Origin of the sequence: Cupriavidus sp. SW-Y-13 (assembly GCF_009793345.1) — a bacterium.
GTDB lineage: Bacteria > Pseudomonadota > Gammaproteobacteria > Burkholderiales > Burkholderiaceae > Cupriavidus.
This window is the reverse complement of sequence record NZ_WHLX01000002.1, coordinates 500,762-517,918: the sequence shown is the minus strand read 5'-3', so window position 1 is coordinate 517,918 and position 17,157 is coordinate 500,762. Positions and strand designations below refer to the sequence as shown.

15 protein-coding genes are annotated in these 17,157 nt (G+C 64.8%); 12 read left to right on the top strand and 3 right to left on the bottom strand.

The window, feature by feature from the left end; translation table 11 throughout:
- Positions 1 to 108: 108 nt before the first annotated feature.
- Positions 109 to 2,286, top strand: a complete 2,178-nt coding sequence (locus tag GA566_RS18130; RefSeq protein ID WP_160473592.1) for a bifunctional diguanylate cyclase/phosphodiesterase — start codon at positions 109 to 111, stop codon at positions 2,284 to 2,286.
- Here the strand turns inward: GA566_RS18130 and GA566_RS18125 are convergent.
- Positions 2,255 to 3,229: a tripartite tricarboxylate transporter substrate binding protein gene (locus GA566_RS18125; protein ID WP_237380463.1), complete on the bottom strand. Its 975-nt coding sequence runs from the start codon at positions 3,227 to 3,229 to the stop codon at positions 2,255 to 2,257. The genes GA566_RS18130 and GA566_RS18125 overlap by 32 nt on opposite strands.
- A gap of 353 nt (positions 3,230 to 3,582) precedes the next feature.
- On the opposite strand from GA566_RS18125, the gene GA566_RS18120 reads away from it, so the two are divergent.
- From GA566_RS18120 to GA566_RS18095, 6 genes are all read left to right on the top strand, one after another.
- Positions 3,583 to 5,430 (top strand): CocE/NonD family hydrolase, encoded by a 1,848-nt coding sequence (locus GA566_RS18120; RefSeq protein WP_160473591.1) that lies wholly within the window; start codon positions 3,583 to 3,585, stop codon positions 5,428 to 5,430.
- Positions 5,431 to 5,497: 67 nt separating this feature from the next.
- The gene (locus GA566_RS18115; RefSeq protein ID WP_137928511.1) at positions 5,498 to 6,442 is read left to right on the top strand and encodes a LysR substrate-binding domain-containing protein; all 945 of its coding nucleotides are present in this window, start codon (positions 5,498 to 5,500) and stop codon (positions 6,440 to 6,442) included.
- Between the two features lie 281 nt (positions 6,443 to 6,723).
- On the top strand, positions 6,724 to 7,512 hold the full coding sequence (locus GA566_RS18110; protein ID WP_160473590.1) for an alpha/beta hydrolase: 789 nt from the start codon (positions 6,724 to 6,726) through the stop codon (positions 7,510 to 7,512).
- Between the two features lie 297 nt (positions 7,513 to 7,809).
- Complete coding sequence (locus GA566_RS18105; protein ID WP_160473589.1) at positions 7,810 to 9,216, top strand: SLC13 family permease; 1,407 nt, start codon at positions 7,810 to 7,812, stop codon at positions 9,214 to 9,216.
- A gap of 140 nt (positions 9,217 to 9,356) precedes the next feature.
- Positions 9,357 to 10,409 carry an alpha/beta fold hydrolase gene (locus tag GA566_RS18100; protein ID WP_137928514.1) on the top strand — a complete coding sequence of 351 codons (1,053 nt, stop codon included), beginning with the start codon at positions 9,357 to 9,359 and terminating at the stop codon, positions 10,407 to 10,409.
- Positions 10,410 to 10,419: 10 nt separating this feature from the next.
- Positions 10,420 to 10,563 (top strand): MarR family transcriptional regulator, encoded by a 144-nt coding sequence (locus tag GA566_RS18095; protein ID WP_237380461.1) that lies wholly within the window; start codon positions 10,420 to 10,422, stop codon positions 10,561 to 10,563.
- A 92-nt stretch (positions 10,564 to 10,655) separates the two neighbouring features.
- Here GA566_RS18095 and GA566_RS18090 read toward each other — a convergent pair whose 3' ends face one another.
- Positions 10,656 to 11,861 (bottom strand): cytochrome P450, encoded by a 1,206-nt coding sequence (locus GA566_RS18090; RefSeq protein ID WP_137928516.1) that lies wholly within the window; start codon positions 11,859 to 11,861, stop codon positions 10,656 to 10,658.
- Between the two features lie 387 nt (positions 11,862 to 12,248).
- Here GA566_RS18090 and GA566_RS18085 point away from each other — a divergent pair, with 387 nt between their 5' ends.
- From GA566_RS18085 to GA566_RS18070, 4 genes are all read left to right on the top strand, one after another.
- Positions 12,249 to 12,827, top strand: coding sequence for a DUF3299 domain-containing protein (locus GA566_RS18085; protein ID WP_160473588.1), 579 nt, complete (start codon positions 12,249 to 12,251; stop codon positions 12,825 to 12,827).
- A gap of 61 nt (positions 12,828 to 12,888) precedes the next feature.
- The gene (locus tag GA566_RS18080; RefSeq protein WP_202126827.1) at positions 12,889 to 13,056 is read left to right on the top strand and encodes a hypothetical protein; all 168 of its coding nucleotides are present in this window, start codon (positions 12,889 to 12,891) and stop codon (positions 13,054 to 13,056) included.
- Between the two features lie 227 nt (positions 13,057 to 13,283).
- Complete coding sequence (locus GA566_RS33680) at positions 13,284 to 13,772, top strand: DUF4148 domain-containing protein (RefSeq protein WP_160473587.1); 489 nt, start codon at positions 13,284 to 13,286, stop codon at positions 13,770 to 13,772.
- A gap of 2 nt (positions 13,773 to 13,774) precedes the next feature.
- Entirely contained in the window at positions 13,775 to 15,133 is a 1,359-nt protein-coding gene (locus GA566_RS18070) for a chloride channel protein (protein ID WP_160473586.1), read from the top strand.
- On the opposite strand, the gene GA566_RS18065 is transcribed toward GA566_RS18070, so the two are convergent.
- Positions 15,130 to 15,594 (bottom strand): RidA family protein, encoded by a 465-nt coding sequence (locus tag GA566_RS18065; RefSeq protein WP_137926875.1) that lies wholly within the window; start codon positions 15,592 to 15,594, stop codon positions 15,130 to 15,132. The two genes, GA566_RS18070 and GA566_RS18065, sit on opposite strands and share 4 nt — an antisense overlap.
- A gap of 230 nt (positions 15,595 to 15,824) precedes the next feature.
- Between GA566_RS18065 and GA566_RS18060 the strand changes: the two genes are divergently transcribed.
- The gene (locus GA566_RS18060) at positions 15,825 to 16,946 is read left to right on the top strand and encodes a nitronate monooxygenase family protein (protein WP_160473585.1); all 1,122 of its coding nucleotides are present in this window, start codon (positions 15,825 to 15,827) and stop codon (positions 16,944 to 16,946) included.
- The last annotated feature ends 211 nt before the right edge of the window (positions 16,947 to 17,157 follow it).

The window sequence follows — 17,157 nt, the reverse complement described above, 5'->3', positions numbered from 1 at the left end:
CATACTGGGCGGGACCCCTCGTCACGTGGGTGGCTTTCTCATGGAGACGCACCGCGCGGCGGTTTCAGGACGGGCGCATTGTCCGAATTTCCAGACGGCAGACGACGCATGAGCGGCAGCTATCACCCCCTATTTGTGCTCCTTTCCGTCATGGTGGCAACCCTGGCCGCGTACACCGCGCTGGAGCTTGCCGCACGGATTCCTTCAGACGCCGAACGCGGACGCCGGCAACGCTGGCTGGCTGGCGGCTGCGTGGCGCTCGGCATCGGTATCTGGTCGATGCACTTCATCGGCATGATGGCGTTGTCGCTGCCCATCGCCATCGGGTTCGACGCGCTGCTGACCGCCCTTTCCGTCCTGCTGGCCAGCGCCAGCGCCTATCTGGCGCTGGCCACCGTCACGCGCGGCTCGCTGACGCCGAAGCGGCTTGTGCTGGCCGGCACGCTGATGGGCCTCGGCATTGCGTCGATGCATTATTGCGGCATGGCCGCCATGAAGATGGCGCCGGGTATCCAGTATTCGATGCCCATCGTCGCGCTCTCGGTGCTGCTGGCCATCGCGGCGTCGATGGCGGCCCTGCTGATCGCGTTCCGGCTGCGCAATGCGGGCGACGACTATGTCGTCGTGAAGCGCTTTGCTGGCGCGCTGGTCATGGGCCTGGCCATTGCCGGCATGCATTACACCGGCATGGCCGCCGCCAGCTTCGCGCCCGGCGCTGTCTGCCTGACCGTGAACGCCATTGGCGCCGACTGGCTCGCCGCGCTGGTGTCCGTCGCCTCGTTCCTCGTGCTGGCTGGCACACTGTTCTTTCTCGGCTGGCATAACAGCGCGCTGGTCAGTTCCCTGCGCGAAGCCCGGGGCCGCCTCGATCATCTCGGCACGCACGATGCACTGACCAACCTGCCGAACCGGGTGTCGCTGCTGCGCCATATCGAAACAACCATTACCGAGGCATCGCGCACCAACGCGCCGTTCGCCGTACTGTTTCTCGATCTGGACGGGTTCAAGGGCATCAACGATGCACTCGGCCATGCCGTGGGCGACTCGCTGCTGCAGGACTGCGCCACGCGCCTCGTCGACGCCACCGGCACCGATGGACTGGTGGCCCGCGTGGGCGGCGATGAATTCGTGGTGGTGCTCGGCGCAATCGGCGAAGAAGGCAAGGCGGCTGACGTGGCGTCGCGACTGCTGCGCACACTGTGCAAGGAAGGGCTGGCCAATAACGCGCGTCTTCGCACCGCTGCCAGCCTCGGCATCGCCTTCTATCCGAAAGACGGCACCACCGCCGACGAACTGCTGCAAAACGCGGACATCGCGATGTATGCCGCCAAATCCGCCGGACGGAACGCGTACCGTGTGTTCACGCCCGAGATGAGCCTGAAGGCCGACCGGGCGATGGTGCTGCAGCGCGACCTGCCGCACGGCGTGGACGATGGCAGCCTGTACCTGGCCTTCCAGCCCAAGTTCAAGACGCAGAACCGCAACCTGACCGGTGCCGAGGCGCTGATCCGCTGGCGGCATCCGCTCTATGGCGAGGTGCCGACGCCCGAGTTCATCGGCGTGGCCGAACGCTCCGGGCAGATCGTGCAGATTGGCGAATGGGTGGTGGCCGAGGTATGCCGATGGATTCGCCGCTGGGATGATGCCCGGCTGCCAGCCACGCAGATCGCCATCAATCTGTCGGCGGTGCAGTTCGCTGTCACGGATCTTGTGGAGCGCATCGATGCCATCGTGACCGCTGCCGCTGTGTCCCCGTCCCGCTTCATGTTCGAGGTCACCGAGAGCGTCGCCATGCACGATGCCGACAAGACCGCGCAGATCGTGGCGCAGTTCCGCGAGCGGGGCTACGACATGGCCATCGACGGCTTCGGCACCGGCTATTCCAGCCTGGCCCACCTGCAGCGCTTCCGCGTGAAGCAACTCAAGATCGACCGCTTCTTCACGGGCGAGCTCGATGTCCACGAGGTGGAAGGCCGCGCATTGCTGCAGGCCATCGTCACGCTATCGCACGCGCTGCAGATGGATGTGGTGGCCGAAGGGGTGGAGACGCCCACGCAATTGCGCAAGATCCAGGATGTGGGCTGCGACGAGGTGCAGGGGTTCTTGCTGGCGACACCGCTGGCCGGTGCGGATTTTGAGGCGGTGATGCGTGAGTGTTCTCCCCTCTCACGCTCATCTTTTCTCCCCTCTTCCGCCGCCATTTCGCTCCCCTCTCCCGCCCTGCGGGAGAGGGGAGAAAGCTGTCGCGGCTATCTCACGAACTCTGAATCCCGCGCTTGCGAATGAAATCACCCCAGACCTTCGATTCCGAGGCCGCGCGCTGCTTGATTTGCGCGGGGCTGCCCACCACCGGATAGAGATACAGTGCCGACAGCTTGGCCTTGACCTGCGGATCGGCCAGCGCGGCCTGCACCGCCGCATTGAGCTTCGCAACGGTCTTCGCATCCAGCCCTGCCGGCCCCACCAGCGCGTACCAGCTCGGCATCAGCGGCACATCGATCCCCGCTTCCTTCACAGTCGGCACGTTCGGCAATTCCTTCACACGGTTCTGGCCGATGATCATGACCGGCACCACGGTGCCGCCCGTCACCTGCGGCAATGCCGCACCCAGCACGCTGACCATGGCGTCCACTTCGCCCGCCACCACGCCAGTGAGCGCCGGACCCGAACCCTTGTAGGCCACGTGCGTCATCTTCAAGCCGAGCTTGTCAGCCACGACTTCCATCGCCAGGTGAGTGGAGTTGCCCACACCGGCACTGCTGAAGGAGAGGCCACCAGGCTTGGTCTTGGCCTTGTCGATGAAGCTCTGCACAGACGTGATGCCGCTGGCCTTGCTGGCCAGCAGTACGAATGGCGTATCGACCACGGGCGAGATGAAGGTGTAGTCCTTCTGCGGATCGTACGGCAGCGTGGCGTACAGGTGCGGGTTGAAACTGAGCTGCGACACGCCGGTCAGCAGGACGGTGTAGCCATCGGGCTGCGCCTTGGCCACCGTGCTCATGGCAACGATGCCGTTGGCACCGGGGCGGTTGTCGACCACGATCGACTGGCCGAGGTCCTGCGACAGCCGTTCGCCGAGCAGGCGGGCCACCACGTCGCCGCCAGAGCCGGCGGACTGCGGCACGATCATGCGGATCGGCCGGTTGGGAAAGGATTCGTCCGCGTGGGCGGCGCCATGACTCAACACGGCCAGCAGGGTGAAAGCGGAAGCCATCAAACGTCGGTACATCAACAATCTCCAATCGAAGCAACAACAGCAGTCCATGAAAATTTCATGTCGATGGTATGGATCTGCGCGGCGATTCACCAATACGGTTTGCCGATGCCAACATAGGCAAGGGCTATGCCCCAGTGCATGCGCGAGGTTTGCGCGCAAACATGGGGCAGGAAGCACTATTGCAATGCAACATCATCGCTGGCGTGCGCGTTGACCGTGCACGCGCCCGCGCGGTTGCGCGCCGCAGCGCACGGGTCATAGGGCACACCTATGGCCAGATCGGAATTTCGTCTTTCCGCAGGCAACGGGTGGCTCCTTACCATGGCAGCGTTCCCTCTGCGCACTTCTTGCCCCCCTAAAAAACGATGTCCGACCTCGATACCCGTGGCAACGCCTGGCTGACGCCGCCGTCCGCCTATCTTGCCAGCCGCCCGTCCCGCTTCGCCGTCCCCGCACAGCCGTTCTCGCAATACCTGCCGATGCGCGATGGCTGCCGCCTCGCTGCCGACATCTATCTGCCGCAGTCGATGGCCGGTTCCGTCGTGCCCGAGCGCGTACCGGCCGTGGTCATCTTCACGCCGTATTACCGTCGATTCCGTCTAACGGGCGCCGGTGCCGAGCCCAGCCCCAATGCGGCCAAGTATCGCGATGCCTTCGTACCAAAAGGCTATGCCGTGGTCGTGGTGGATGTGCGCGGCACGGGCGCGAGCTTTGGCACGCGCGATGCGTTGCGCTCCCCCACCGAGCGCGACGACTACTACGAAGTGGCCGAATGGATTGCCAACCAGCCGTGGTCGAGCGGCAGGATCGGCTCGACGGGTATCTCGTACCTGGGTGCCGCCGCGTGTTTCCTTGCGAGCACGGGACACCCCGCCGTCAAGGCCATCGCCCCACTGTTCTCGGTGTCGGACATCTACAGTGAACAGCTCTATCCGGGCGGCATGCTGTCGAAGGTATGGGTGGAGGCGTACGACGAACTGATGCTCGCGCTGGATCAGGACCGCCGCGACCTCGTAGCTGGCTTTCCGTACTTCAACGACCCGCGCTTTGCTGGCCCCGAGCGCGTGGATGAAGACACCGATGGCGCGCTGGTGCAGGCTGCGGTCGCCGAGCATCGCAACAACTTCACGCTGGCGGATCTGGCACCCGAGTTCGCGTATCGCGACGGGGCGGCCTTCCACGATCCCTCGCTTGATTCCGGTAGCTGCAGCCCGTATCGCTATCTCGATGGCATCGCGTCCGACGTCGCGGTCTATTCGATCTCGGGCTGGTATGACGGCGGCGGCTACGCCAATGGCGCGATCACGCGGTTCCTGTCGCTGCCGTCGCACGACAGCCGCCTGCTGCTGGGTCCATGGGATCACGGCGCGCGCACGAACGTATCGCCGTGGCGTGCGCAGCCTTCGTCCGAATTCCCGCTGCTGGCCGAGGTGCTGCGCTTCTTCGATCATCATCTGCTGGACCTTCCCACCGGCCTCGATCGCGAGGCACGCGTGCACTACCACAGCATCCACGACAACCAGTGGAAACCGGCCGATGCGTGGCCACCCGCTCCGGGCAACACGCGACTCTACCTGAACGACGAGGCTGTGCTCTCGACTCGCGCACAGGCAGAAACCACCGCGCTTTCCACGCAGGTGAGCTTCGACTGGACCACCGGCCGCCAGACGCGCTACGAGCGGCTGGGTGCGGCCAATATCGAGGACTACTACGCGGACTGGCACCAGCACGAAGCCGCGCTGCCGCACTTCGATTCCGCGCCACTCTCCGCGCCGATGGCCATTGCCGGGCACGTGATCGCGCATCTCGATGTGGCATCGTCCCAGCCCGACGCCGCAGTGTTCGTCTATCTCTCGGAGGTCGAAGCGAGCGGCACGGTGCGCTATATCACCGAAGGCATGCTGCGCGCCTCGCATCGCAAGGAAGAGCCCTGCCCCGCCGAGTACCGCACCACGTGGCCCTATCGTGCGCACCGCAAGGCCGATGCCGAGCGGCTGACGCCGGGGTGCGCCGTGCCGCTGACGTTTGCGCTGCTGCCGATCGCGTGGACCTTGGCCGAAGGAAGTCGCCTGCGTGTATCCATCGCCGGTGCGGATCGCGGTCATTTTCCGCAGGTGCCGCATGGCCGACCACCACAACTGACGTTGACGCTGGGCGGCGAGCGCGGCTGCATGATCGAGGTTCCTGTCGCGGATCCTGCTGCGGCGCGATAGCCGTGCGAGTGCCCGGCCTGCACGCAAGGTGCTAGAGTCGGGCATCTCCCAACCGTCAGGCCCCGCCATGGATTTCCGGCAGCTTCGCTATTTCGCGCGCATCGTCGAACTCGAAAGCATTACCGCTGCAGCCGATGCGCTGCATATCGCGCAGCCCTCGTTAAGCCAGCACGTCGTCAACCTCGAAGCGGAACTCGACGCCAAGCTGCTGGTGCGCGGCCCCTTCGGTGCACGGCCCACCGAGACCGGACAGATCCTGTATCGCCACGCCAAGATGGTGTTGCGCCAGATGGAAGAAGCGCACGCCGCCGTGCGCCACGGACGCGATGTGCCCTCTGGCCACGTGCGCGTGGGGCTGCCGACGAGCACCTCGCGCGTGCTGGCCGTGCCGTTGCTGCAACTGGTGACGGCCAACGTGCCCGATGTCACCGTGGAAATCGTCGAAGGCAGCAGCGCCGACCTGGCCGAGCTCGTCACCGCGCAGAAGCTCGATCTCTGCATCGCCATGGACGCGCAGCAGCGTCCCAACATGCACCTGATTCCCTTGCTCGATGAAGACCTCATGGCGGTGGGCCCCGCCGCCAGCGGTCACGGCAACCAGCCGCTCACGCTGGCCGAGGTAGCCGCGCTGCCATTGCTGCTGCCCAGCTTTCCCAACTCCGTGCGCGTGCTGACCGACCGCGCATTCGTGGCCGCCAACCTCGAACTGCATCTCGTCGCCGAGACCAGTGCCGTCTCCGTCCTGCTCTCTGCCGTCAACGCCGGCATGGGCTGGACGATCTTGCCGTGGAGCGCACTGGCCAACGAGGCACCCGGCGCATTCGTGTGCGTACCGATTTCCGATTCCACGCTCTCGCGTCGCGTGTTTCTCTGCGTGGCGGGTGCTGCACGGCTGAGCCTGGCCTGCAAGACAGTAGAGGCGGCGATACTGCAGTTGATCGTGGATGCGATCGATAGCGGCGCGTGGCAGGGGGTAGCGGCGTTGGGCAGTTTGAAGGGGCAGGCGGAGTAGCTTTTTTCCTTTCGGTTTTCTCCCCTCTCCTGCACGCGGGAGAGGGGAGAAACCAGCAGTGATTCAACGACAGCCCCGCTTTCTGCGTCGCACAAATGGCGTGCCGTTAACACGCCAGAAGACCCTTGCCGCACACCCGATACGGCCATCGTGCGAAGAAAAAAGGACTCTCGAAATCGAGGAATTGCCGCTCTGGCGGGTGCACATACTTCGGGCCAGCAACACACGTTGTTCGCTACTTTCCAAAGTCTTGTTATCCCGTGTATCCAGAAGGAAGTCCCATGCCATTCTCCCGCTCCATCCGTTCCGCGATCACCACCATCGCCGCCCTCGCCGCCGTTTCCGTCGCCGGCCTTGTCCATGCCGCGCAGCCCCCCGCCCATCCCACGCCCGTGAAGAACGTGGTGCTCGTCCACGGCCTGTATGCCGATGGCTCCAGCTGGGAGAAAGTGATTCCGCTGCTGCAGGCGCACGGGTTGCACGTCACCTCGGTGCAGAACCCGACCACCTCGCTCGATGCCGACGTGGACGCCGTCAAGCGTGCCATCGCCCAGCAGAACGGCCCGACAGTACTCGTTGGCCACTCCTATGCCGGCATGGTCATCACGCAGGCCGGCGATGATCCGAAGGTCTCGGGCCTCGTCTATATCGCGGCGCGTGCGCCCGATGCTGGCGAGGACTACCCCGCGCTGACCCGCAAGTTCCCCGCCGCGCCGGCCTCCGCTGGCCTGCAATGGTTCGACAACTACGGCAAGCTCTCCGAGCAGGCGTTCGTCAGCGACTTCGCAGGTGACCTGCCGCCGAAGGAGGCGCTTGCGTACTATGCCGTGCAGCAGCCCATGGGCCGCGCCATCACCATGGCCAAGACCACGGTGGCCGCGTGGCGTGACAAGCCCACGTGGTACGCCGTGTCGACCGAAGACCGCACGATCAATCCCGATCTGGAGCGTTTCATGGCCAAGCGGATGTCGGCGCGCACCATCGAACTGCCATCCAGCCATGTGTCGCTGATTTCGCATCCGCAGGAAGTGGCGAACCTGATTCTCGACGCCGCAGGGCAATCGCACTGATCGCCTCATCCGGCCGGTCATTGCCGATGGCTGGCCGTACCGTTCCGCTTTCCGTAAGGATCGCGGACGGTCCTTAATTGATGCCGCGTCCGCGGCACCCTATTGTCTCCCTACAACGAATTCATCGATGCCCGCCCGAGGCATCGCCACACCGGAGACAACATGCCTGTTCCTTCCCGCCTGCGCCCGCCGCTGCACTAGCAGCGCCCTGCCCGCGCGGCGGCCACGTGCCGCCAGCCTTTCCTTTGCTGTTTCCGTCAGGCGCGCATCGCGTGCACGCCTGCGATGGAGTTCGCCATGTCGCAACACCTGATATCCATCACTGTGCTCGGACTGATGTTCGTGATTGCCACGGTGCTACCGGTCAACATGGGCGCACTGGCGTTCGTCGGCGCCTTTATCGTCGGTTCCTGGGTGGCCGCCATGCCGGCGAAAGCAATTCTCCTCGGCTTTCCCGCCGACCTGTTCCTGACCCTGGTGGGCATCACCTACCTGTTTGCCGTCGCGCAGAACAACGGCACCATCGACTGGCTGGTCAGGCTGGCCGTGCGCGCGGTGGGCGGACGCATCGCGGCCATTCCATGGATCATGTTCCTGATCGCGGCAACGCTGACTGCCGTGGGCGCGGTAAGCCCCGCCGCCGTGGCAATCATTGCGCCCATCGCACTCGGATTCGCGGCGCGCTACGGCATCAATCCGCTAATGATGGGCCTGATGGTGATCCACGGCGCGCAGGGCGGCGGCTTCTCCCCGATCAGCATCTATGGCGGCATTACCAACAAAATCGTGCAAAAAGCGGGGTTGCCGCTCAACGAGATGGCCACGGCGTTCGCCAGCTTCGGCGTCAACCTGGCCGTGGCTGCAGGTCTGTTCGTGGCCTTCGGCGGCCTGCGGTTGATGCGCAAGTCCGCGCCGGCAGTGGCCACTGCCACCTCGCCCGTTGGCGATGTGCTGACCATCGGTGCGCCGTTTGCGGCACGAACCATCCCCGCACAAGGCGCACAGATCTACGGCGATGCCGAGGCCGAAGCGGGAATGGAAGAGCGCAAGACCATGGACCGCGACAGCGATGCCCTGCTCGGCGGCGCCGGTGGGCAGGATGCCGACGCGCCTGCCGGTCTCTATCAATACCTCACCGTGTTCGGCCTGGTCGCCCTGGCAGTGCTCACGCTCTGGCTCAAGCTCGATATCGGCTTTGTCTCGCTGACCATCGCCGTGCTGCTGACGCTGATGGCGCCGGAGCAGCAGAAGCGGGCGCTGGGCCAGGTGTCGTGGCCCGAGATCATGCTGATCGTTGGCGTCAGCACCTACGTGGGCGTGATGGACAAGATGGGTACGATCGATTTCGTGGGCCATAGCGTGGCAAACCTCACCTCCCCGCTCGTGGCCGCCTTGCTGCTGTGCTTTGTCGGTGCAGTCGTTTCGGCCTTTGCGTCTTCTACGGCAGTGCTGGGGTCACTGATTCCGCTGGCCGTGCCGTTCCTGCAGCAGGGTTCCGATGTCAGCGCCATCGGCTTTATCGCGGCGATGGCCGTGGCCTCGACCATCGTCGATGTCAGCCCGTTCTCCACCAATGGCGCGCTGGTGCTGGCCAACGCGCAGAACGTGGATCGGCAGGCGTTCTTCCGGAAACTGCTGATCTACGGCGCGGCGGTGACGGTGATTGCCCCGGTTGTGCTGTGGTTTGTCTTTGTGGTGCTGTAGACCTTTTTGTATCACCGAGTACGCCCCTGCCCGGCCATATACACGCCGATACAAAAGCCGTGGTCGGCAGACACATGGCACGTGCGCCGGGTTCCTAGACTTCTCTCCAGGTTGTTACCACACACACACAGGAGAGAAACATGTCGGAAAACTTCAGCTTGTCTCGTCGCGGTTTCTTCGGTACGGCAGCGGCCACGCTGGCCGCCGCCCAACTGGGTCTGTCCGAAGCCGCCCATGCGGATTCCGGCATCGTCAAGGCACCTGCGCTGCCGGCTACGCAGCCCGGCACGCACACCCGCTTCGAGACGATCAAGCAGGTCCGGGCCGGCGTGCTCGACGTAGGCTACGCTGAAGTTGGCCCGGCAAATGGCCCGGTGGCGCTGCTGCTGCACGGCTGGCCGTACGACATCCACGCCTTCGTTGACGTGGCACCACTGCTGGCCGAACGCGGCTACCGCGTGATCATCCCCTACCTGCGCGGCTATGGCAGCACGCGCTTCCTGTCGGCCAAGACGCCGCGCAACGGCGAACAGGCTGCCATTGCCGCCGACATGATCGACCTGATGGACGCCCTCAAGATCCAGACCGCCGTGGTGGCCGGCTTCGACTGGGGCGCGCGTACCGCCGACATCATGGCCGCCATCTGGCCGGATCGTTGCCGTGGCCTGGTCTCGGTCAGCGGTTACCTGATCGGCAGCCAGGCAGCCGGCGCGCAACCCCTGCCGCCGGAAGCCGAACTGCAGTGGTGGTACCAGTTCTACTTCGCCACCGAGCGCGGCGAGATCGGCTACAAGAAGTACACGCACGACTTTGCCAAGCTGATCTGGAAGCTGGCCTCGCCGAAGTGGGAATTCGACAACGCCACGTTCGACCGTAGCGCCGCCGCGCTGGATAACCCCGACCAGGTGGCCATCACGATCCACAACTATCGCTGGCGCATGGGCTTGGCGAAGGGCGAGGCACGCTTCAACGCGCTGGAAGACCGACTCGCCAAGGCACCGAACATCAGCATTCCGACCATCACGATGGAAGGCGATGCCAACGGCGCCCCGCATCCGAAGCCCAGCGCCTACGCCAGCAAGTTCACGGGCCGCTACGAGTTCCGCGAAATCACTGGCGGCATCGGCCACAACCTGCCACAGGAAGCGCCCACCGCGTTTGCGCAGGCCGTGCTCGACGTGGACAAGAAGTAAAGAGGCCAACATGTCGATGCGCCGGATGTTGTTGCTCGTGACCATGGCGCTGTCCGCGCTGGCTTCGGAACTGGGCGGTGCCGGTCATCGGTGTGTGTTCAATGCCATGCCGGGCCAGACGCGCCCGCGCAAGGAAGACGACAAGCCGTCATGAGTTGATGGTGGTGGTAGTGGTGATGGTGATGGTGATGGTGATGGTGATGCCGGCGGCGGCGAGAGGAAAGCTCGCCGTCGCCAGTATTGCCGTCAGCGGCCCGCTGTCCTGACCTTCAGCGCTTGCACGCCGCGCAGGTTGTTGCGGCGGTGCCAGGCGAGTTGTTCGAGATCCACAGGCCTGAGGTCCGGAAAGCGACCCAGCAAGGCGCGAATCGCCACTTCGATTTCCATCATGGCGAGACGCGCGCCCAGGCAATAGTGGATACCACCGCCGAAGCCCAGCGCCGCCGTGGCATCGCGTTCGATATCGAGGCGGTCCGGATCGGCAAACACGGCGGGATCGCGATTGGCCGCGCCCAGCAGCATGAAGACGATACTGCCGCGCGGCACATGCGCGCCGCCAGCTTCCACGTCTTCCATCGCCGTACGCACCACCATCTGCACGGCGCCATCGTGGCGCATGCACTCGACCACCGCGTTGCGTACGAGCGATGCGTCCGTACGCAGGCGCTGCAACTGGTCCGGATTGCGGAACAGCGCAATCATCGTGTTGCCAATCATGTTCGACGTGGTTTCGTGGCCCGCCACAAACAGCAGGATCACGTTCGAAACAATCTCGTCCACGCTCAGTGTCGTACCGTCTTCCTCCGCGGCGACCAGTGCGGAAATCAGGTCGTCACCGGGATGCGCGCGCCGTTGTGCCACCACATCGCGGAAATGCGCCTCCAGCACCAGCGCCGCTTCATCGGCCAGCGCGAGCTGGTCGGCATCGAGCGGTGCCAGATCGAGCGCCGACGCCAGCCGCGCGGCGTGTGCGCCCAGGCGTTCGCCGTGCTCCAGCGGAATATCGAGCATGCGGCAGATGATCTCCACCGGCAACGGGAGCGCAAAATCCGCCACGATGTCGAACTCGGCCTGCGGCCCGATGCGATCCAGCAGTCGCTGCGTGGTGGCGGCAACGATCTGTCGCATGGCTTCCACCTGCCGCTGGTTGAACGCCTGCATCAGCAGCGCCCGCAGCCGCGTATGCGCGGGCGGATTCATCATCAGAAAGGTGCGGCTCAACGCCTGGAACACCGGCTGCTGCGTGGCGGCCTCGCCGTAGCGCGCCTGCACGCTCTGCAGATACGTCTTGCCCATGCGCCGGTCACGCAGCAGTGCGTCGATCACGGCATGGCGGCCCGTTACGAATACATTCGGACCAAGCGGCAGCAGCGGCCCGGCCTGGCGAATCTGTTCATACAGCGGATAAGGATTCTCGAAGAAAGCGGGGGAGGAAAACGACTGCAGATTCATGAGGGGAGATCGCGCATTGTTCTTGTTCGATCCGCGTTATATCAGCCACCCCTGCCTGCTTCCATGCAGGCTTTGTATCGTAGTGTGTCTGGCAGGGCCCAAGATACATGAGGATGCGGACGGTTTCGAATGGTTGCAAATTTGGAGCCATCCCTGTGTTTGCACCCTCTCCCGCTTGCGGGAGAGGGGCGGGGGAGAGGGTCAGCGGTGAATATTGCGATGCGGTCGGCAAGCAGAACCTCCAGCCCTCTCCCCCAACCCCTCTCCCACTTCATGGGAGAGGGGAGCAAACCCGCGCTAGAATGCCCCCTCACCCGCCGTCCCCGCCCTGCCATGCCCCGCCGTTCCGCTCCCCGCAAACTTCCGCGATCCCTGCGCATTGCCGCCATGGCCACGGCGGGCGTGCTCGCGTTGATGGCGGCCGGGCAGGCGTTCTTTGGCAAACCCGCGTCGAAGCCCCGTACGCCGCCGGTGGTCTCGAAACCTGCAGCCCCGGCCGCGGCGCCGAGCATCGAAACCGTTGCCTGGGAGACGCTGCGTCCTGCGGACTGGGATCCGATGAAGCCGTTCAAGGGCCTCGACATCGCGAAACTGGAGGACGACGATCCGCGTGCGCAGCAGGCGCTCGACGAGGCCAAGGTGTACTGGCAGAACGCGCCGATGAATCCTGCGCTCGACGGCCGCGGTGCGCGGATGACGGGGTATGTGGTGTCGCTCGAAGGCGAGGGGGAGGCGATCCGCGAGTTCCTGCTCGTGCCCTACTTTGGCGCATGTATCCATACGCCACCCCCGCCAGCCAACCAGGTGGTTCACGTGGTGGCGAACGAAGCGTCACGCAATTTCCGCACGATGGATGTGGTGACGGTCAGCGGCACGATGCGCGTCAAGGCGTCGCAAACGATGATGGGCGATGCCGGCTACCAGTTGACCGGTGCTGCCGTGGAAAATGTGAAGCCCGCATTCTGACGCTGGGCTCGCACGGACGCTCGATGTCATCGGTGACCGCTGGCCGCTGCGGTTCCCGGTCGTGGTGGCACTGGGCCAATGGGGCGAGCCGCAGCGCTTCACGCGTGGCGAACGTCGCTCGGTATTGATCGACACGCGCACCGGCAAACCTGTGCCGCGCATGGCGCCCATGGACAAGGACGGCAATATCCTGTCGCCCGCCGATACCGAAGTGAACAAGGTGACCTGAGCCAACCTCGCGCAGCAGGCCGCTTATGCCGAGAGTAAGGTGACACTGGACAAGTAGATAGTACGGTCCACCCGCCCCGGTTTGCGGATCGGCCCCGAGGCGTGGCATCCCTGAATCCTGCGTGCGAATCTGAAAATCACGCCCTCCCTGGACGAGCAATATGACTTCCGACGCTTCCACAACGTCGCATCACTTGAAGTCCTAAACCTCTGTGCAAGGAGCACATCATGAAGAAGTTGACCCTGCTCGCCAGCGCCGCAATCCTCGCATTGCCCGCCATGGCTTTCGCCCAAAGCACCGTTCAGAATGGCGCCGAAACCCGCGCACAGGTGCGTGCCGACCTGATCGCCGTGGAGAAGGCTGGCTACGATCCGGCCCTGTCGAACGACAACTATCCGGCTGACATCCAGGCCGCCGAAGCCAAGGTATCGGCCGAGGAAGGCATCCGCGCACCGAAGCCGCTGACGCGCGCCCAGGTCCGTCAGGATCTGGTCAATGTCGAGAAGGAAGGCTACGACCCGTTCCGCACGGACTACAACTACCCGGTGGATCTGCAGAAGGCCGAAGCCAAGCTGTCGCAGGCGCAGGCATCGACGGTGTCGAACGCGACGTATGCCACGCAGCCGCAGGTGCAGGCGAAGATGACGTCGATGAAGGCAGCCACTTACGTGCCGCGTATCGACCGTCCGCGTAACCCGTTCTTCGACGGCGCCTGAGTATGGGTGCAAGGCCACATGACCTGATCGTCGAGCCCGCCGCCGCACGCAATGTTCCGCGTGGCGGCTGGCGCCTGCCCCTGGTAGCGGCGCTGACCGCCGTCGGCGCCGGACTGGGCGGCATGGCCCTGGCGATGCTCCTGCACGCCATCCAGCATCTGGCCTATCACTACAGCCTGGCCGAAGTCATCGGCCATCAGAGTTTTCTGTCGGGCGTGGAACATGCCACGCCGCTGCGCCGGCTCGCTGCACTTGTCGCGGCCGGCATCGTGGCAGGTGCCGGATGGTTCCTGCTCTATCGTTTCGGCCGCCCGCTGGTGGGTATCCGGCGCGCGGTGGGCGAGGCGGACGTCTCGCTGCCTGCACCACCCCGCATGCCTGTCTTCACCACGGTCTGCCACGCTTTGCTGCAGATCGTCACCGTCGCGCTGGGTTCGCCCCTGGGCCGCGAAGTGGCACCGCGCGAGATTGGCGCGCTCATCGGACAACGCCTGTCGGCAGCATTCGCCCTGCCCGCCCCCTGGCAACGCCGGATAGTCGCCGCAGGTGCGGGCGCCGGACTGGCCGCTGTCTACAACGTCCCGTTCGCAGGCGCCCTGTTCACGCTCGAAGTCCTGCTGCAAAGTTTTCAGCCCTCCACGGCGGTATTGGCGATTTTCATGTCGACCGTCGCGGCATTGGTCGCTTCGATGGGTCTCGGGTCGGAAGTCCAGTACACGCTGCCCGCCTTCACGCCGGGCTTGCCGCTGCTTGCATGGGCCGCACTCTTCGGACCGATCGCCGGACTCGCCGCCCACCTGTTTGCCAAAGTCACCGCCACTGCACGCCTGCACGCCGCGCGTTCCTGGCGCCTGCCTGTGCTCTGCCTGCTGAACTTCACATTGATCGGCCTGCTGGCGATGGTCTTTCCCGAACTGCCGGGCAACGGCAAAGGTCCCGCGCTGCTCGGTTTCACTGGCCAGATCGCCATCGGCCTCGCCATCACGCTGCTGGCGCTCAAGCTCGCGATCATCTGCTCCTCGCTGCGCGCGGGTGCGATGGGCGGACTGCTGACGCCCGGGCTGGCTTGCGGCGCGCTGATTGGTGTGATCGCCGCAGGGTTCTGGAACATGTTCCTGCCCAATATCCCGGTGGGCGCCTGCGCCGTCATCGGTGGCGCAGCCTTCCTCGCCACGTCGATGCAGATGCCGCTGACGGCCATCGTGCTGGTAGGCGAGTTCACGCATCTGCAATACGACATGCTGCCAGCCGTTGCACTCTCCGTGGTGGGATCGGTGTGTGCGCAGCGGCTGTACGCCGCACACGTGTCCACGCCGGTGCCGGCAGCCGTCGTCCCGGCAGGCACCCGCGGCGCGGCCTAATCCTTGATCTGCGCGATCACCACAAGGATCACCGCTGCATTGCCGGGCTGCTGCGTCTGCGAATAGGCCGCGCGCGCATGTCCGGCCTTGTCGCCCAATACCTCCGCAAACAGGTCCGATGCACCGTCGAGCACGGCGGGTTGATCGAACACGCCCGGCGCGCTCGTAACGTGCCCTTCCACGCGCACGATGTGATCAAGCCGGTCGAAACTGCCGAGATACGCACGAATCTGCGCCAATACATTCAATGCGGCCAGCGCCGCCGCTTGCTTGCCTTCTGCAACGCTCAGGTCGCGGCCCACTTGCCCGGTCCAGGCCACCTTGCCATCACGCAACGGCAACTGTCCTGATATGAACAACAGATCGCCCGCACGGCTGACGGCGGTGTAGCTGCCCAGCGGTTGGGGCGGCGGCGGCAGTGTCAGGCCGCGCGCGGCCAGTTTCGATTCGATGGTGCTCATGGCAGTCTCCGGGGTAGTCATTGATCAAGGGATGCGAACCTGCGGCCAACTATAGGAACCGCCCCGCCGCGGATAAACCCCGGCGCTGGCACATGACTTGATACGCTGAGGAACAACTCAAGTCGCACGCTTTCCCCTATCATCGCGAAATCAGCATTTACATTGCATCTTTCATCTTGTTTCGAGATGAAATCCATCTCGCCGGCTGCGCCTTATCTGGAGACTGCAACATGACTTCGCCCACCTGGTCCGCTTCGTCCGCTTCGATCTTCCTGAACCGTCTCGGCCTGACCTCGCCGATCATCCAGGCGCCGATGGCCGGCGTAAGCACCCCGGCACTGGCCGCCGCCGTGAGCAACGCGGGCGGCCTTGGGTCTCTCGGGGTCGGTGCGATGGATGCCGAGGCCGCCCGCAAGGCCATCGCCGATACCCGCGCGTTGACGTCCAAAGCCATCAACATCAACCTGTTCTGCCATACGCCCGCGCAGGCCGACAGCCAGCGCGAACTGGCATGGCTCGACTACCTCGCATCGGTCTTTGCGGAATTCGGCGCCAAGCCGCCCGAATCGCTGCGTGAGATTTATCAGTCGTTCCAGACCGATAAAGCCATGCTGCAGATGTTGCTCGAAGAACGCCCTGCCGTGGTCAGCTTTCATTTCGGGCTGCCCGACGCGGCCAAGATCCGCGCGCTGCACGACGCCGGCATCTACCTGATGGCCTCGGCCACCTCGCGGGAGGAAGCACGGCTGATCGAAGCGGCGGGCATCGATGCCATCGTCGCGCAGGGTATCGAAGCCGGCGGCCATCGCGGCGTGTTCGATCCGAAGCAATACGACGAAGGACTCGGCACGATGGCGCTGGTGCGCGTGCTGGTACGTGAAACACGCCTGCCCGTGATTGCGGCGGGCGGCATCATGGATGGCGCCGGCATCGCAGCGGCGCTAGCCCTCGGTGCGGCGGCCGCCCAACTCGGCACGGCTTTCGTGGCGTGTCCCGAAACGTCGTCCGATGCCGCGTATCGCGCCATCCTGGCCTCGGCGCAGACACCACCTACCACGCTGACCCAAGCCATCTCGGGCCGCGCCGCACGCGGTTTCACTAACCGCTTCACGGCACTCGGCATGGCGGCTAACGCGCCAGCGGCCCCGGACTATCCGATCGCCTACGATGCCGGCAAAGCGCTCCACGCCGCCGCCAAGGCACAAGGCTCGGCAGCTTTCGCCGCGCAATGGGCGGGACAAGCGGTGCCGCTGGCGCGAGCGCTGCCGGCTGCGGAACTGATGCGGGTGTTGAATGGGGAGTTGGCCGAAGCCGTTGATGGGTTGGCGGGATTGCGCGCGACGTTGCGCTGACCACCGGCGATCGTTCGCGATCGCAACCGGTTTTTCTCAGAAGGCTGGCGCCAGTGGCACCGGCCTTTTTTGTTGCGGCGTTGACTGGCCTCGGACTGCACTTGTTCCCCCCACGCACAAGTCTTTGTGCCGCCAGGCCGTTCAACTGAGGCGGATCGTCACCTAAATTTGCATCCATCGACCACGTCGGTTCGATTGGCAAATCGCCAAG

What these genes read in the sequence shown, in the direction of transcription:
- GA566_RS18130 (WP_160473592.1), top strand. Translation starts at nt 109, where the DNA reads ATGAGCGGCAGCTATCACCCCCTATTTGTGCTCCTTTCCGTCATGGTG.
- GA566_RS18125 (WP_237380463.1), bottom strand. Translation starts at nt 3,229, where the DNA reads ATGTACCGACGTTTGATGGCTTCCGCTTTCACCCTGCTGGCCGTGTTG.
- GA566_RS18120 (WP_160473591.1), top strand. Translation starts at nt 3,583, where the DNA reads ATGTCCGACCTCGATACCCGTGGCAACGCCTGGCTGACGCCGCCGTCC.
- GA566_RS18115 (WP_137928511.1), top strand. Translation starts at nt 5,498, where the DNA reads ATGGATTTCCGGCAGCTTCGCTATTTCGCGCGCATCGTCGAACTCGAA.
- GA566_RS18110 (WP_160473590.1), top strand. Translation starts at nt 6,724, where the DNA reads ATGCCATTCTCCCGCTCCATCCGTTCCGCGATCACCACCATCGCCGCC.
- GA566_RS18105 (WP_160473589.1), top strand. Translation starts at nt 7,810, where the DNA reads ATGTCGCAACACCTGATATCCATCACTGTGCTCGGACTGATGTTCGTG.
- GA566_RS18100 (WP_137928514.1), top strand. Translation starts at nt 9,357, where the DNA reads ATGTCGGAAAACTTCAGCTTGTCTCGTCGCGGTTTCTTCGGTACGGCA.
- GA566_RS18095 (WP_237380461.1), top strand. Translation starts at nt 10,420, where the DNA reads ATGTCGATGCGCCGGATGTTGTTGCTCGTGACCATGGCGCTGTCCGCG.
- GA566_RS18090 (WP_137928516.1), bottom strand. Translation starts at nt 11,861, where the DNA reads ATGAATCTGCAGTCGTTTTCCTCCCCCGCTTTCTTCGAGAATCCTTAT.
- GA566_RS18085 (WP_160473588.1), top strand. Translation starts at nt 12,249, where the DNA reads ATGGCCACGGCGGGCGTGCTCGCGTTGATGGCGGCCGGGCAGGCGTTC.
- GA566_RS33680 (WP_160473587.1), top strand. Translation starts at nt 13,284, where the DNA reads ATGAAGAAGTTGACCCTGCTCGCCAGCGCCGCAATCCTCGCATTGCCC.
- GA566_RS18070 (WP_160473586.1), top strand. Translation starts at nt 13,775, where the DNA reads ATGGGTGCAAGGCCACATGACCTGATCGTCGAGCCCGCCGCCGCACGC.
- GA566_RS18065 (WP_137926875.1), bottom strand. Translation starts at nt 15,594, where the DNA reads ATGAGCACCATCGAATCGAAACTGGCCGCGCGCGGCCTGACACTGCCG.
- GA566_RS18060 (WP_160473585.1), top strand. Translation starts at nt 15,825, where the DNA reads ATGACTTCGCCCACCTGGTCCGCTTCGTCCGCTTCGATCTTCCTGAAC.